Origin of the sequence: Paenibacillus sp. RUD330, from assembly GCF_002243345.2 — a bacterium.
Taxonomy (GTDB): domain Bacteria; phylum Bacillota; class Bacilli; order Paenibacillales; family Paenibacillaceae; genus Paenibacillus_O.
Window position 1 is genome coordinate 1,094,049 of record NZ_CP022655.2, and the last position, 14,889, is coordinate 1,108,937.

General features: G+C 60.2%; 14 protein-coding genes. 10 read left to right on the forward strand and 4 right to left on the reverse strand.

The genetic code is table 11. The features are described 5' to 3' along the window. The first annotated feature begins 172 nt into the window (after positions 1-172). Positions 173-922 (forward strand): 2,3-diphosphoglycerate-dependent phosphoglycerate mutase, encoded by a 750-nt coding sequence (gene gpmA / locus CIC07_RS04785; protein ID WP_048745032.1) that lies wholly within the window; start codon positions 173-175, stop codon positions 920-922. A 136-nt stretch (positions 923-1,058) separates the two neighbouring features. On the opposite strand, the gene CIC07_RS04790 is transcribed toward gpmA, so the two are convergent. Next, positions 1,059-1,985: a phosphotransferase family protein gene (locus CIC07_RS04790; RefSeq protein WP_076358778.1), complete on the reverse strand. Its 927-nt coding sequence runs from the start codon at positions 1,983-1,985 to the stop codon at positions 1,059-1,061. A 251-nt stretch (positions 1,986-2,236) separates the two neighbouring features. Between CIC07_RS04790 and CIC07_RS04795 the strand changes: the two genes are divergently transcribed. Together CIC07_RS04795 and CIC07_RS04800 are read left to right on the forward strand one after the other, a co-directional pair. Next, positions 2,237-2,560: an ArsR/SmtB family transcription factor gene (locus CIC07_RS04795; RefSeq protein ID WP_076358779.1), complete on the forward strand. Its 324-nt coding sequence runs from the start codon at positions 2,237-2,239 to the stop codon at positions 2,558-2,560. 106 nt (positions 2,561-2,666) lie between these two features. Further along, on the forward strand, positions 2,667-3,677 hold the full coding sequence (locus CIC07_RS04800) for an NADP-dependent oxidoreductase (RefSeq protein ID WP_076358780.1): 1,011 nt from the start codon (positions 2,667-2,669) through the stop codon (positions 3,675-3,677). Positions 3,678-3,727: 50 nt separating this feature from the next. On the opposite strand, the gene CIC07_RS04805 is transcribed toward CIC07_RS04800, so the two are convergent. Continuing rightward, entirely contained in the window at positions 3,728-4,177 is a 450-nt protein-coding gene (locus tag CIC07_RS04805) for a GNAT family N-acetyltransferase (protein ID WP_076358781.1), read from the reverse strand. 784 nt (positions 4,178-4,961) lie between these two features. On the opposite strand from CIC07_RS04805, the gene CIC07_RS04810 reads away from it, so the two are divergent. From CIC07_RS04810 to CIC07_RS04840, 7 genes are all read left to right on the forward strand, one after another. Continuing rightward, a complete protein-coding gene (locus CIC07_RS04810) occupies positions 4,962-6,011 on the forward strand; it encodes an ABC transporter substrate-binding protein (RefSeq protein WP_076358783.1) in 1,050 nt (349 codons plus the stop codon). A gap of 55 nt (positions 6,012-6,066) precedes the next feature. Next, entirely contained in the window at positions 6,067-6,978 is a 912-nt protein-coding gene (locus CIC07_RS04815) for an ABC transporter permease (protein WP_076358873.1), read from the forward strand. Beyond that, on the forward strand, positions 6,978-7,772 hold the full coding sequence (locus CIC07_RS04820) for an ABC transporter ATP-binding protein (RefSeq protein WP_076358784.1): 795 nt from the start codon (positions 6,978-6,980) through the stop codon (positions 7,770-7,772). The genes CIC07_RS04815 and CIC07_RS04820 overlap by 1 nt, the downstream gene beginning before the upstream one ends. Positions 7,773-8,053: 281 nt before the next feature. Beyond that, positions 8,054-8,686: an HAD family hydrolase gene (locus CIC07_RS04825; protein WP_076358785.1), complete on the forward strand. Its 633-nt coding sequence runs from the start codon at positions 8,054-8,056 to the stop codon at positions 8,684-8,686. 220 nt (positions 8,687-8,906) lie between these two features. After that, on the forward strand, positions 8,907-9,947 hold the full coding sequence (locus CIC07_RS04830) for a glycosyltransferase family 2 protein (RefSeq protein ID WP_076358786.1): 1,041 nt from the start codon (positions 8,907-8,909) through the stop codon (positions 9,945-9,947). After that, complete coding sequence (wsfD, locus tag CIC07_RS04835) at positions 9,944-11,401, forward strand: glycan biosynthesis hexose transferase WsfD (RefSeq protein ID WP_076358787.1); 1,458 nt, start codon at positions 9,944-9,946, stop codon at positions 11,399-11,401. The genes CIC07_RS04830 and wsfD overlap by 4 nt, the downstream gene beginning before the upstream one ends. Before the next feature lie 160 nt (positions 11,402-11,561). Further along, positions 11,562-11,936 (forward strand): MerR family transcriptional regulator, encoded by a 375-nt coding sequence (locus CIC07_RS04840; RefSeq protein WP_076358788.1) that lies wholly within the window; start codon positions 11,562-11,564, stop codon positions 11,934-11,936. 147 nt (positions 11,937-12,083) lie between these two features. Here the strand turns inward: CIC07_RS04840 and CIC07_RS04845 are convergent, their stop codons facing one another. Together CIC07_RS04845 and CIC07_RS04850 are read right to left on the reverse strand one after the other, a co-directional pair. Beyond that, positions 12,084-12,848, reverse strand: coding sequence for an SDR family NAD(P)-dependent oxidoreductase (locus tag CIC07_RS04845; RefSeq protein WP_076358789.1), 765 nt, complete (start codon positions 12,846-12,848; stop codon positions 12,084-12,086). A 295-nt stretch (positions 12,849-13,143) separates the two neighbouring features. Continuing rightward, positions 13,144-14,853, reverse strand: a complete 1,710-nt coding sequence (locus CIC07_RS04850) for a PucR family transcriptional regulator (RefSeq protein WP_083688550.1) — start codon at positions 14,851-14,853, stop codon at positions 13,144-13,146. Between the last annotated feature and the right edge of the window lie 36 nt (positions 14,854-14,889).

The window sequence follows — 14,889 nt, forward strand, 5'->3', positions numbered from 1 at the left end:
CCTCTCTGCAGCAGGGAGTAGTGGTATCTCTATAGAAGACGAATAGGCGGGCGCAAAGTTGTGGCCGGATCGGGATAAATGCCGGGAGGGGCTTGCATGCCGGGCAGGTGGGTAAAAATAGACGGAGAAGAACGCAGAAGTTCCACAACCGAAACGAGGAGTTGACCCAGCCATGATCAAAATTGTGCTTGTCCGCCATGGACAGAGCGAATACAACGCGCAAAACCGCTTTACGGGGTGGACCGACGTCGATCTGACCGACAGCGGCAAGGAGGAGGCCCGCCGGGCCGGGGAGATTCTCCGTCAGAACGACTATGTGTTCGACGTCGCTTATACGTCGGTGCTGAAGCGCGCCATCCGGACGCTCTGGATCATCCAGGATGAAATGAGCCTGCTCTGGATTCCGACGGACAAGACTTGGATGCTCAACGAACGGCATTACGGCGCCCTGCAGGGGCTCAACAAGGAGGAGACCGCGCAGAAGTACGGGGAAGAGCAGGTCCATCTGTGGCGCAGATCCGTGACCGTCAGGCCGCCTGCGCTGGATAAGGACGATGAGCGCTATGAGGGAAGGGATCCCCGCTACAAGGATATCAAGGACCGGGTGCCGGTGACGGAGAATCTGGACGATACGGAGCAGAGGGTGCTGGATTATTGGAGAGAGAAGGTCGAGCCCTCGCTCCATGAGAACCGGCGGGTGCTGATCGTCGCTCATGGCAACACGATCCGGGCGCTGGTCCGCTATCTGGACGACATTCCGGGCGACGGCATCGCGACGCTGAACATTCCGACGGGAACGCCGCTCGTGTACGAGCTCGGGGACGATCTGAAGCCGGTCCGTCATTACTATCTGGAGGAAAACAAGGAAAAGACCGACGTCAAGGAAGCGGCTCAAGGCGCTCCCGACGTCCGGTCGGAATAGCGGCCGCCGGCTTCCGCCGCGATCGCCGCATGGGGCACAGCCGTCCGGCTTCGTCATCGAAGCCGGACGGCTGCTTTTTCTTCTTTCCGGCTGCTCTCAAGCGGAGGCGCCAGGCCCGGGAGAAGCCGGCCGGCGCTTAACAGTCCAAGCGCAGAAGGAAGTCGCGGGTGCCGTTGTAGGCATCGGTCCAGCCCATTTTCGCATAAAAGCGCAGGCCGTCCAGACCTTTCATATAGTAGGCTCCCAGCAGCCTCTCGTTGAAATCGGGAATCGCGATTCCTGCTTTCTCCTGGAACTCCCGGTAGGCGCGGACGACTCCGAGCGTCTCCATATGCCGGTCCAGAATCGCGAGATCGACAAGACAATCGCCATAGGCGCAGTTGCCGTCAATGATGCCGGTAATGCGGTCGCCGCTGGACAGAATGTTCCATTGGTGAAAATCTCCATGGATGAAGCTGCGGTGCGGTTCATTGTAAGGCGCGTATGCGATCAGCCGGCTGTAGCACTCGTCGAACACATCCTTTTCCAGGCAAGTGCTGCGGAACAGGCCATGCCAGTTGTCCCAGAAGGTGCCTGTCTGATCCTCCGCGAACGAGGCCGCCAAGTAGTCTTTCCAGGTCGGATGCATCCCGTTGCCGTCCGGCCCGATCCACCCGTAGCCGCTCGTAACCCCTATGTCCACCTGATTGAGCCGCGTCAAAATTCCGATAAGCTCCGGCAGCTGCCCGGCTTGCTGCTCGGGGGTGCAAGCCGCGAGGCTGCCGCCATCGATCCGCTCCATGATGACGTAGGCCAGGTTTCCATGCTTCCCTTGTCCCAAACAGCGGGGATACGGGATTCCCTGGCCGGACAGCAGCTCCGATAGGAACCGTTCGGTCGCGTAGGCTCCATCCAGGTCGCTGAATTTGATGACATGCCCTTTTCCTTCGTGGTTGAAGGAGAAGACGCTGCTCAAGTTGCCGCCGTCCATGGACATGATCTCCGTCGCGATGGATCCCAGATGAGCCTTCACCACGTCCTCGACTTCGCTTTCAGCCACGCTTGGCTTGATATAGGCCGTCATGGTCCCGCTTCCCTTCGTTGCGGCGCAAGGAGAGAGCCCGCATTTCGTTTCATCCCTACTATAGACGGATCCGCCTTCGCGTTCGAGGGAGAGGATAGGTATAGGCAAACAATCCGAAGAAGCCGACGAATGTGTCGTCAATGGAACCCGCAAGCATAAAGCGGAGCTTCGGGCCCGGTCTTGATTTTAATGGCCGGACGGGTATAATTCAGTTTAAAAGATTAAACCAATGAACGGATCGGGGGAGAACGATGAGCGAGCAAACCGGGCATGTCCTGCAGCAATTCGAAGCATGCATTCCTTTGCTGGAGGTGTTGACCGATGCCGGCCGCCAAGCCATCATCTTGCTGCTGGCGCAGCACAAATCGGGACTCAACGTGAATACGATATCCAGCCATATGAAGCTGTCCAGACCGGCCGTTTCCCATCATCTGAAGGTGCTGAAGCAGGCCGGCTATATCGAGGCCGAGAAGAAGGGCGTCGAAAATGTTTATGTGCTTACTGTGCGCAAGCCGCTTGAACGGCTCAAGTCGTTGATTGCGGCCATTGAAGCCGAGTGCAGCGGATCTCGGTGACAGGCGCCGGCGCAAGAAATTGCGGCTGCATGGAGGGATGCTCCTGCTGCCGCTCCGCCTGATAGGTTGATTTGTTTAAACGTATAAACTTTTAAGGAGGATGGACATGAAGGCTATGGTCATTGAAAAGTATGGAAAGAACAGTCCCTTGGTGATGGCGGAACGGCCTGTGCCTTCTATAGGCGGGCATGACGTGCTGGTGGAAATTCATGCGGCCAGCTTGAATCCGATCGACTTCAAGATCAAGGAAGGGAAAGTGAAGCTCCTGCTGAAGTACACATTTCCTCTTGTTTTGGGAAATGATTTCTCCGGAACCGTCGTCGAGACAGGCGAGGCGGTGAGGACATTCAAGGTCGGAGACCAGGTCTACGGGAGGCCCCGCAAAAACAGGATCGGAACACTGGCCGAATATATCGCCGTTCATGAGGATGACCTTTCCCTGAAACCGCGGAATCTAAGCTTTGAAGAGGCGGCCTCCATTCCGCTCGTCGGACTTACCGCTTATCAAGCGTTCACCGATATTCTCAAGCTTCAGAAAGGCCAAAAAATCTTGATTCACGCAGGGGCCGGAGGCGTCGGAACGTTCGCGATTCAGCTGGCCAAAGCAATGGGCGCCTATGTCGCCACGACGGCCAGCGATAAAGGCTATGAGCTGGTCAAATCGCTTGGCGCCGATCGGATCATCAATTACAGGAAAGAAAAGGCTGAAGAGCTGCTTGCCGGGTATGACGCGGTGTTCGACACTTTAGGAGGAGCCGCCCTGGAAAAGTCGTTCCGGATCTTGAAGGAAGGCGGGCAGGTCGTCTCCATATCGGGAGTGCCGAACGCCGCCTTCGGTAAAGAACAACAGCTCGGCTGGATAAAAACGGCCTTGTTGGCCTTCGTCAGCCGCAGGATCACTGCGCTGGCAAAAAAAAGCCGGACGAGCTACCGCTACCTGTTCATGAAGCCGAGCGGAGCGCAATTGAACCTTTTAAAAGAAATGCTCGAGAGCGGCCGCATCAAGCCGGTGATAGACAAAGTCTTCCGATTAGAGGATGCCGGGCAAGCTCTTCAGTATTTGGAAGGCGGAAGCGCCAAGGGAAAGGTGGTCATCCGGATCAAACCGTCGGAATGATTGCTTATCGCCGGTTCTCCATGAGCGGCTGCCGGTTTTATTGGCCTCGATCATTCCTGCCAAATTTTGATGAAGTTCTTTTGGTCCTTCGTGAACCTAAAGCCGCGTTTCTCATAGAATCGATGAGCCGTTGTCCGGCTTGGATGGGACAGCAGCTTGATGCCCGAAAATCCATGCACCTGTCCCCATTGCTCCAGATGCCTCATCAGCTTGCCGCCTATTCCTTGGTTTCGTCGGCTTTCTTTGACGACGAATCCCAGGATGTTGACCAGAGAGACGGAAAAAAGCAGCTCATACGGACTGCCGTGGATATACCCGATCACCTGGCCGCCCTGTTCGCAGACAAAAACGACATCGTTCGTTCTGGCCGCCAGGAGTTCGATCTTTTTCTTCACGCTCTCCTCGGAGAACGCATGCAGATTCGGGTTGAAATCCAGATTTAACAGGTAGATGTCGCGATAGTCTTCGACCCTGGCTTCCCTGATCCAGCTTGTTTCCATGACAGGCTCCTTTGCTTGAGGAGCGCTCCGAACAAGGGATGGCCGCAGCTCATCCGATGATCCGTGTCTCCGATTCGATGAAGCCTCCATGTGATGTCCATCGGACGGCTCCTTCCTTTTATCCTTCCAGACACTGCCTCGGTCCCGCAGGAAGGGAAAGCCGCGTTCTACGGCAATGCATCGTCAATCGGCCTGCAGGTGAGATCGCTGATCGGTCTCGGAAGCCCGTCTCTCGCGCAGAAGCGGCATTCCAGAATTTCCGGCGAGCTTGGCCGAGGAGGCTGCCGGGAAGGAGCGGCCTCCGCCTTGCACACAAAATGATGCATGTCAGGGTCCGGTTGTAATATACGCCCGTCAGCTGCCGGATTCCTGCCTTCAGCCCGACTTCTTCAAACACTTCTCCGGCAACCGTCTCCTCTGGGTCAGCCGCTCCGGTCGACTTCGGCAAACGAACCCCTCCTTCACGTTTTCCATTCTCGATATAGACACGCATGCACAGAAAAAGATGCGCCCTTTCCAGCATTGTCTGCCCGTTCCGGGAGGATATTTCAGCTGCCGCAGGCTTTCAACCGATTGGAAACGAAAAGGCAGAGCAGGGCAGGGGCTCATTTAAAGGAAAGCCGCTTTCAAGCACTGTCTGTTTCCTGCCTTTATGCGGTCGCGCTTTAATTGACGAAATTTCAGTTCCCCCTTAAACTGGGTACAGAAAGCTTTACAAAATGCTCAAAAGAGTGGATGCAAATCGGTCTGGACAAATTCATGAAATGGGAAAAGGGGTCTATTCATGGGAAGAAAAAGAATGTGGGCATCCGCGCTCCTCGCGGTCGCCTTGATGACGGCGGCAGGCTGCGGGGCAAAAAACACGAATGAGGGCGGCTCGGCAAGCCCGGCTCCGTCCGCTGGAGGCGCAGCGGAAGGCAAAACGTATTCCATCGCCATCTCGCAAATCGTGGAGCATCCGTCTCTGGATGCGACGCGCGAAGGCTTCCTCGCCGCCTTGAAGGATGCCGGCATCGTGGAGGGCGACAACCTCAAGGTCGACTTCAACAACGCTCAGGGCGACCAAAGCAACAACCTGTCGATCGCTCAGAAGATCGCCTCCGGCAAGAACGATCTCGTGCTCGCCATCGCGACTCCATCCGCGCAGGCTGTAGCGGAGAAGGTCAAAAACGCGCCGATCCTGTTCGCGGCCGTCACAGATCCGCTCGACGCCAAGCTCGTCACGAGCCTGGACAAGCCCGGCGGCAACATCTCCGGAGCTTCCGACACGAACCCGGACGCCATCGTGCAGCTGATGGACTTCATCGCCTCCGACTTTCCGAATGTGAAATCCGTCGGCCTCGTCATCAACGAAGGCGAGTCCAACGCCGTCATCATGGCCAAAAACGCCGAGCAGGCGCTCGCCAAGCATGACATCAAGCTGGTGAAGGCGCCGGTATCCAACACTTCCGAGGTGAAGCAGGCGGCCGAGTCGCTTGTAGGACGCGCGGACGCGCTCTTCACAACGCTCGACAACACGGTCATCAGCGGCGTCGACACGATCATCCAGGTGGCGAATGCCAAGAAGCTTCCTTTCTTCTCCAGCGACCGCGATACGGTCGAGAAGGGCGCCTTCGCCACAGTCGGCTTCAAATACTACGACCACGGTTATCAGGTCGGACAAATGGCGGCCGAGGTGCTGAAGGACGGCAAGAAGGTAGGGGACATGAAGGTAAGCATGCAGGAGAAGCTCGACCTCATCCTCAATCTCAAAGCCGCAGAGGCCCAGGGCATTGCCGTTACCGACGATATGAAGGCCAAAGTGAAAGACCAGGCATCCAACATCATCCAATAGCTAAGAGGTGGCTTCCTTGATCCTATCCCTGAACGGAGCGGTTGCGCTTGGGCTCATGTACGCCCTGATGGCGCTCGGGGTCTACATCACGTATCGCATCCTTGATTTTCCCGATTTGACGGTAGACGGCAGCTTCACGACGGGAGCCGGCATCGCAGCCGTGCTCCTGACGCATGGCTGGTCGCCGTGGATTGCCACGCTTGCCGCCTTCGGGGGCGGAATGGCAGCCGGCGCCTGCACAGGGCTGCTGCATACGAAGGGCAAGGTCAACGGCCTGCTGGCCGGCATCCTCATGATGATCGCCTTGTATTCCATCAATATGAGAATCATGGGCAAGCCGAACGTGTCCATCTCGGGCGAGCACACGCTGCTCGGCAGCATCGCGGGCTCCGAATGGCTGACCTTCGGCGGCGTCTCCTGGTTCTATCCCGTCGTGCTGCTCGCCGTGGCGGTTGCCGCCAAGCTCCTTCTGGACGGGTTCCTGCACACCGATCTCGGCCTGGCGCTGCGGGCGACAGGCGACAACAAGCGGATGATCCGCAGCTTCGGCGGCAACACGGACCGCTCCACCGTGCTCGGCGTCAGCCTTTCCAACGGTCTCGTGGCGCTGTCCGGCGCGCTCATCGCGCAGGATGCCAGCTTCGCGGACATCAACATGGGCATCGGCATGATCGTCATCGGCCTCGCTTCCGTCATCATCGGCGAGGCTCTGCTCGGCGCTCGCGGCGTCTTCATGACGACGCTCGCCGTGGTGGTCGGCGCCGTCGTCTACCGGATCGTCATCGCGCTGGCGCTGCGTTCCGACTTCCTTCACCTGGAGGCGTCGGATCTCAAGCTGATCACGGCGGCGATCGTCATCATCGCGCTCGTCATTCCTACGGTCAACCGGTCGATGAAGCAGAAGCGGCAGGCGCGCAGGCGCACCGCCGAGCTTGCGGCCGGGACTGCCGGAAGGAGGGAAGCCTGATGCTGCATGTGCAATCGGTATCCAAGCTGTTCAACCCCGGCACGCCCGACGAGAAGGTCGCGCTCATGAACATCGGCCTGCGGCTGAAGGCGGGAGATTTCGTCACGGTCATCGGCAGCAACGGAGCGGGGAAGTCGACGCTCATGAATATGATCTCCGGCGTCATGAAGCCCGACATCGGACGCATCTCCATCGCCGATGAGGACGTGACGGGAGTTTCCGAATCGAGCCGGAGCCGCTGGATCGGACGCGTCTTCCAGGATCCCATGGCCGGCACCGCGCCGAACATGACGATCGAAGAGAATCTGGCGATGGCCTACAAGCGCGGCAAGCCGCGCGGACTGGGCTGGGCGGTGTCGGGAGCGAAGCGCGGACTGTTCCGACAGGAGCTCAGCCGCCTCGGCATCGGGCTGGAGAACCGGCTGCGCGCCAAGGTCGGCCTGCTGTCCGGCGGCGAGCGCCAGGCGCTCAGCCTGCTGATGGCCACCTTCACCAAGCCGGACATCCTGCTGCTCGACGAGCATACGGCCGCGCTCGATCCGGCGAGGGCGGAGCTGATCACCCGGCTGACGGAAAGCATCGTGCGCGACATGGGCCTTACGACGCTGATGGTCACCCACAACATGGAGCAGGCCATCCGGCTCGGCAACCGGCTGATCATGATGGACAAAGGCCGCATCATCCTCGATATTCCCGAGAGCCGCAAGCAGGGACTCACGGTCCAGGAGCTGCTGAGGGAGTTCGAGGGCATCAGCGGCCAGAAGCTGTCGGACGACCGGCTCATCCTGGGCTAGACAGGCCTTCCTCCAGGGGCCGATCGGCCGCAGCGAGAGAGTCCGCGCAAGCTGCGCGGAGATCCAAGCGCACGGCTGCAAGGAGAACCAAGCCGCAAGGCTGCAAGGAGAACCAAGCGGGAGGCGGCAAGGAGATCCAAGCGCAAGGCGGCCTTTTAAGACAGCCGATGAAAGCCTGCCCTGCATAGGGCAGGCTTTCGGCATGATCGGGGGACGCTGCCGGGTGGACTCCCGGTTCCACGAAGGAACGACAGCAACGACAGCGAAAGGAAAGGTAAAGCATGAAGATGGATTCCATCCCTGACCGCGAGCCCCAGTCCTCTCCGCGGCCGCAGCTCGTGCTTGATGCGGGAGGCGTGCTCGTCACCAATCTGACGCCTTCCATGTGGCGGGAGCTGGCGGATATAAGCGGCCATGGCTACGGCGAGCTGAGGGACAGTTACAAGCGCGATATAGCGGGAAGGCTGTGGACGGGAGAGCAGGCTGCGCCGGAATTTTACCGCTGGATCGCCGGCTTCCATCCCGATTGGACGGAAGGGGACGCAGAGAAGCTGCTGAGATCCCATCTTCTGCCGCTGCCCGCCATGGACAGGCTGCCGGAGCTGGCACGGTCGGCCGACGTGCATCTGCTCAGCAACCATGTCTCGGAATGGCTTCGGCCGGTGCTGGAGCCGGCAGCGGAATGGCTTGCGAGCTTGACGATCTCCAGCGAGGAAGGTCTGAGCAAGCCGGATCCGGCGCTGCTGGAGCGGTGCGCGGGCAAGCTGGAGCCGGGCGCTCCGGTCCTGTTCGTGGATGACTCGCCCCGCAATGTCGCGGCCGCCGAGGCGTTCGGCTGGCATGCGCTGCTTGCGGACGATGACGGTCTGTGGGTGGATGCGGCGTCTGAGCGGCTGCGCGCCATGAAGCTTTGAGCCGGCGCCATGCGTTCCGCCTATCGTTTAGATTTCTGCAGGATGGGTTTAAATGGAAAGAAAGGAGGCTGCACTCCGCCATCTTCCAAGGCGGCTGGCGCAGCCTCCTGTTTGCCTGTTATTCCCTCCGGCAGGGACTTTTCCCCGGACATGCGGTATAATAGGGCTAATTTTCGCGGCAGCCCGGGCGGCAGCCGGAAGCTTAGGAGTGAGTTTTGCCATGAGAGAACATAAGCCTGTACTGGGCGTCGTCGTGCCCTGTTATAACGAAGAGGAAGTGCTGGAGCTGACCGCGCCCGAGCTGGACGGCATGCTGGAGAGCATGGAGAAGGAAGGCATCATCGCGCCGGGGAGCTTCATCATGTTCGTCAACGACGGCAGCAAGGACGGCACGTGGCCGCTGATCGCGGATCTGGCTTCGCGCTATCGGAGAGTATCGGGGCTCAATCTGGCGGCCAACGTCGGCCATCAGAACGCCCTGCTCGGGGGGCTGATGACAGCGAAGCGCCATGCGGACTGCCTCGTCTCGATCGACGCCGACCTGCAGGATGACGTCCGGGCGATCCGCGACATGGTGCTCCGCTATCTGGAAGGCTGCGAGATCGTCTACGGCGTGCGCAGCAGCCGGCAGCGCGACACCTGGTTCAAGCGCACGACAGCCGAGGGCTTCTACAAGGTCATGGAAGGGCTGGGCCTGCGCATCGTGAACAACCACGCCGATTACCGGTTGATGAGCCGCCGGGCGCTGGACGAGCTGGAGAAGTTCACGGAGGTGAACCTGTTCCTGCGCGGCATCGTGCCGATGCTCGGCTTCCAGACCGGCGTCGTGTATTACGAGCGGCTGGAGCGCGCAGCCGGCGAGTCCAAGTACCCGCTCAAGAAAATGATCAGCTTCGCTCTGGAGGGGATCACCTCCTTGTCCGTCAAGCCGATCCGCATGGTGACGGCCGCCGGCTTCATCGTGTTCGGCGTCAGCATCGTGATGGGTCTGTACGCGCTGATCTCCAAGATGTTCGGCAACACCGTCTCCGGCTGGGCGTCGCTGATCGTCTCGCTCTGGTTCATCGGCGGCGTGCAGCTGCTGTCGGTCGGCTTGATCGGCGAGTACATCGGCAAAATCTATCGCGAAGTCAAAAGGCGTCCGCTCTATATCGTGGAGCGCGAAGTGGAGCCTGCGGTCCGTCCCGCGTCCGCTGGGATCCCAGCGGCAAAGTCTCCGAGCGGTCCCGACGCGCTGAGCTATCTGGGGGTGCAGCCGTGAGAGCACGCTTCCGAATCGAATATTTGGCCGCCGCCGGCGCGGCCGGGATCATCATCTGGCTGCTGTTCACCCGTCCCTTCATCGGCATGGCCGATTCGGGGGACTTTTTGCGCGTGCTTATGACGGCGGGACTGGACTACAATCCTGCCGCCACTACATACGAGGACCGTTTCTTCAGCTACGCCAACCAGCATTTCGCTTATGGGAGCCTGAGAGGGGCGTACATCACCTCGCAGCTGATTCCGGTCTTCATCGCGCGGGGGCTGGGATGGATCTATGATTCGTCCCTGTTCAACGTCCGCATTCTGGCGGCGGTGTACGGAGCGCTGCTGATCGCAGCGGTCTACCTGCTGGTCCGCACGGGCAGGAAATATTCCATGGCGGCAGGCGTCGTTCTGACGGCCGGGCTGCTGTTCATCTTCCTGGATGTCCGCTACTTGGCCTACTTCAATTCCTTCTTCGCCGAGCCGGTGTCGCTGATCTTCCTTCTGCTCACGCTCGGAACGGGCCTCCGGCTCGCCCATCAGGAGCAGCCGGGCCGCTGGACGCTGATCTTCTTTTTCTTCTGCGTGTTCATGCTCGTCTGCGGCAAGCTGCAGAATACCCCGCTGGGCGTCGTATTCGCCCTCTACGGGCTCCGCTTCCTGCCGCTCCGCTGGGACCGGGCCTGGCGCAAGCTCGTGCTGATCTGCTGCTCCGCGCTGTTCCTGCTGTCGGCGCTGCTGTACGCGTTCGCCCCGGACGGGCTGAAGCATATCAACCTGTACCAGACCGTCTTCTACGGCATTCTGAACGGCTCTCCCGATGTGAAAGGAGATCTCGACGCTCTCGGCTTGCCGCAGAAGCTGGCGGGCAACGCCGGCTCGAACTATTTCCAGAGCGATGTTCCGATCAAGCAGGACGCGCCGGAAATGAAGGCCGACTTCTACGACCGGATGTCCCACGGCAAGGTCATGCTCTATTACGCGGCCCATCCGCAGCGGCTGATCGGCCTCATGGAGCGCGCCGCCCGCCAGAGCGTCTACTTGAAGCCGGGCTACCTCGGCAACTACGAGAAGGCCGAAGGCAAGCCGCCGGGCGCGTTCAACGATACGTACAGCGGCTGGAGCCGGTTCAAGGCCGCGCATATGCCGAATTCGCTGCTGTTCATCGTCCTGTTCTACATCGTGTATTACGGCGTATGCGTGATCGAATGGCTGCGCGCGAGAGAGGGATCGGCCAAAATGACCTCCGAGCTGCTCATGCTCGTCGGCTTCGTCGGCTTCTTCGCTTTCCTGATTCCGATCATGGGCGACGGCCTGGCCGACATCGAGAAGCATCTGTTCCTGTTCAATGCCGCCTACGACATCATGCTGCTGGCTTCCGTGACCTGGCTGGCGTACCGCATCGCGGTGCTGCTCGGGTTCGGAAGAGACGGCAGGAGAATCAGCTACAGCTCGTACCGGCAACCGTAACGCAAGCCTTCCGCAGAGACGATCTGGCGGAAGGCTTTTTTTGCTTTGGGGGATAGAGGTGCGGGGCGGCGTTGCCGAAAAGGGCGGCGGGCGTTATAGTGAAGTGGCATTGGTTAGAGTGCTGTCGAAGTCGAATGCTTGGATGATCGGGAGGGAAACCATGTATACGATCCATGAAGTGGCCGAAATCTGCGACCTGTCCGCGCACACGCTCCGTTTCTACGACAAAGAGGGGCTGCTCCCGTTCGTGGCACGGAACAAGTCCGGGAACCGGATATTCACGGAACAGAATCTCGAAATGGTGAAGCTGATCTGCTGCTTGAAGAACACCGGCATGCCGATCAAGGCGATCAAATCGTACATGGACATGTTCATGGAAGGCCCGGGTACGATGGAGCCGAGAAAAGAAATGATGATCGCCCACGGCAAGGAAGTGCAGAGGCAGATCGCGGAGCTGAAAAAGAACCTGAACATCATCAAGCTCAAAATCGCCTTCTACGATTCCAACAAGGGCGGGTCTCCGGCCGGCCATTGAGAAGCTAATAGAGCTGCCGCGTCCATGCAGCGGGTGTGGGGATAGGAAAAGGAAAGGGAAAGGAAAAGGAAAGGGAAAGGCAAAGAAAACCAAAAAACCGCCGTCGCGGTTTTTTTGGTTTGAAGGCGATATGGCTGCAAAAACGGATCAGAGCATCATGCCGCCGGAGGCTTCAATCCGCTGCCCGTTCACCCAGCCCAACGCCGGGGAGCATAGTGCCGCGACGACTCCGCCGATATCGTCGGCTTCGCCCGGGCGGCCTAGCGCTGTCACGGAGCCGATGAGGCTCTGCGCCGCCTTGTCCTCCCGCAGGGAGCCGCCTCCGAAGTCCGTCATGATCGCGCCGGGAGCGAGCGTGTTGACCCGGATGCCCCTTTTGCCGAATTCCTTGGCCATGTAGCGGGTCAGCACTTCGACGGCGCCTTTCATCGCCGCATAGGCGGCGCTGCCTTCGAAGGTGAAGCGGGCCAGTCCCGAGGAGACGTTGATGATGCCCCCGTTGTCCGCGAGAAGGGGGAGCAGCGCCTGGGTCAGGAAGAAGACTCCCTTGAAGTGGACGTTGACGAGGCTGTCGAACTGTTCCTCCGTCGTGTCGGCAATGGATGCCTTCAAGCCGAAGCCGGCGTTGTTGACCAGGAAGTCGATGTGCGTCCGCCCCCACTTGGAAGCGAGAATGTCCTTCAGCTGCTCCGCGAAAGCCGGGAACGAGGACACGTCGCCGGCATCGAGCCTCAGCGCGGCCGCTTTGCGTCCCAAACTCTCCAGTCCGGCGGCAGCCTGCACCGCAAGCTCTTCCCGGCTGTTATACGTCAGGATGACGTCCACTCCGGCCCGGGCGAGCGCTTCGGCCGCGTTCCTGCCGAGTCCCCGGCTGCCTCCCGTGATGAGGGCGATCTTCGCTGTTTCCGTCATATCCATCTCTCCTCACATCAAGTTGCCGGTCTTGCTCATCCGGCTTGCCTTCATCCTAGTCCTTCGAGTTGTATCGAAGTCAACCCTCCGTATGATAACAATCGGAACACAAAAATCTCGGACATGCATCCGGCTTCGTTGAATGCAAAAAAACAGCGCATGCCGCGCTTGCGGCCAGGCGCTGCCAGAGGCAGGAATAGGAATGATAGGGAGAAAATTCGGTTCTGCGAGCGAACGGCCCGAAGGCGTAAATAAGCCGGAAAAGCCGGCTTATTCCGCTCGGAAGCTTCCAGCCTTACGGCCCCAGCCGCCTGCCGAGCGCGGTGCCGGTCTGAAGCTTGTAGGCCATCAGCGCGATTTCCAGACCGACGCGCTTATGCGGCTCCAGGAACGGCTCGCCGATCAGCTCGGTCAGCTTATCCATCCGGTTGTACAGCGTCTGCCGGTGGATGTACAGCCGTTTGGCGGTTTCATGCTTCGAGCCGAAGCATTTGAGATACATGTCGAGCGTTTCCAGCAGCTGCAGGCGGCTCTCCTTCTCCAGGCGCAGGATCGCGCCGAGATGGTCCTGGACGAACCGCTCCAGCAGCTGCGGATCGGGAATGGCTTTGAGCAGCTGGTAAGCGCCCAGGCTGGAATAGAAGACGACCGGTCCGAGCTCGGTGACGCTCCGCGCCACCTCGAGCGCCTGGGCTGCTTCGCGAAAGCCTAGCGGCGCATCCAGCAGCCGGGTCCGCGGCTTGCCGGCGGCGGCTCGCAGCGCAAGGCCGTCGAGCTGCTCTTCGCCGAAGCGGCGGATGTCCTCCAGCAGCGACTGCGAGGAAGACAGCAGCCGGTCGGAGGCCGCGGCGGGCGAAGCCTCAAGCGCCAGCAGGAACTGCAGGCCGCCGCTGCGCGCCTGCACGCTTCCCTTGAGGCTGTACTTTCGGATCAGCGTACGCAGCAGCACGGCCAAATCCCTCAGCGCGGCTTCGAGGCGGTCTCCGCCATCCTCAGGGGACCTTTCCTCAAGCTCCAGCTGCCCCGGCATGCTGAGGCAGATGCGGTCCTGCGGAATGCGCCCGGCCAGCCCGATCATGGTGCGGGCCTGATCCTCGCTTGCGATCCGCCCTTCCTGCAGCTCCGGGATCAGCTGGTCCTGCAGCCGGTTGTCATGCTCCCTCCGGAATTGGGTGCGGAGCATGAGGGCGGCGATAGCGGAGGCGGCCGCATCGAGGTAGGGAGAGAGCTGCGCGGCAGCCTCCCCGTCCGGCTCATTGTCCGGCAGAGGCGTTCCGACCGCCGCGAGCAGCTGGCCGTAACAGGACACCGGCCGCAGCAGCAGGCTGCCTCCGCTGTCCAGCGGCAGCAGGAGCTCGCTTTTGCCGTCGCCGAGAACGCCTTCGCGTTCGAGCCGGCGGAACGGGAAATCGGCAAGGCCGGAAGCTCCGCCGGAGACAGGAGGCAGCTGCGGGTAATGACGGTCCGCTTCAATAAGGGAATAAAAGACGATTTGCCGTCCCGTATCCCCATGAAGCAGGCGAAGGACGGGCATAATATCGCTGTGCTGGAGCGTCAGCTGCTGCAGGCGGCGGGAGAAGCCCTCCGCAAGGTCCCGATGGGAGCGCTGACGGTTGATGATGAGAGAGTGGATGTCTTGGGTAATCTCCGAGAAACGCACCGGATGGTCGAAAACGATGACGGGAAAGTCATGCTGCTCCGCCAGCTCGAGCACCTCCGCGGGAACCTCCTCGATGCTCGTCCCGAGCTCGAGAATAAGCCCGGCGGCCTCCTGACGGATCAGCTGCCGCAAATAGTCGAGACGGTCCTGCTGGGCTTGCTTCAGCCATAGGCCGGTCGTCAGGATGAGGTCGTCCCGGCTGATGAACGGGGCTACCTGCACGATTTCGATGACATGCACCCAGCCGACGCGCTTGCCGAGGCCTACCTGGCCGGCGGCGAGCCGGGCATGGGCGAACATGGGACGCTGGAGCACGTCCCGGACATGCAGATCGGTTGTTTTCACTCGCTAAGACACCTTTCCGGGCAATCGCGACATGCC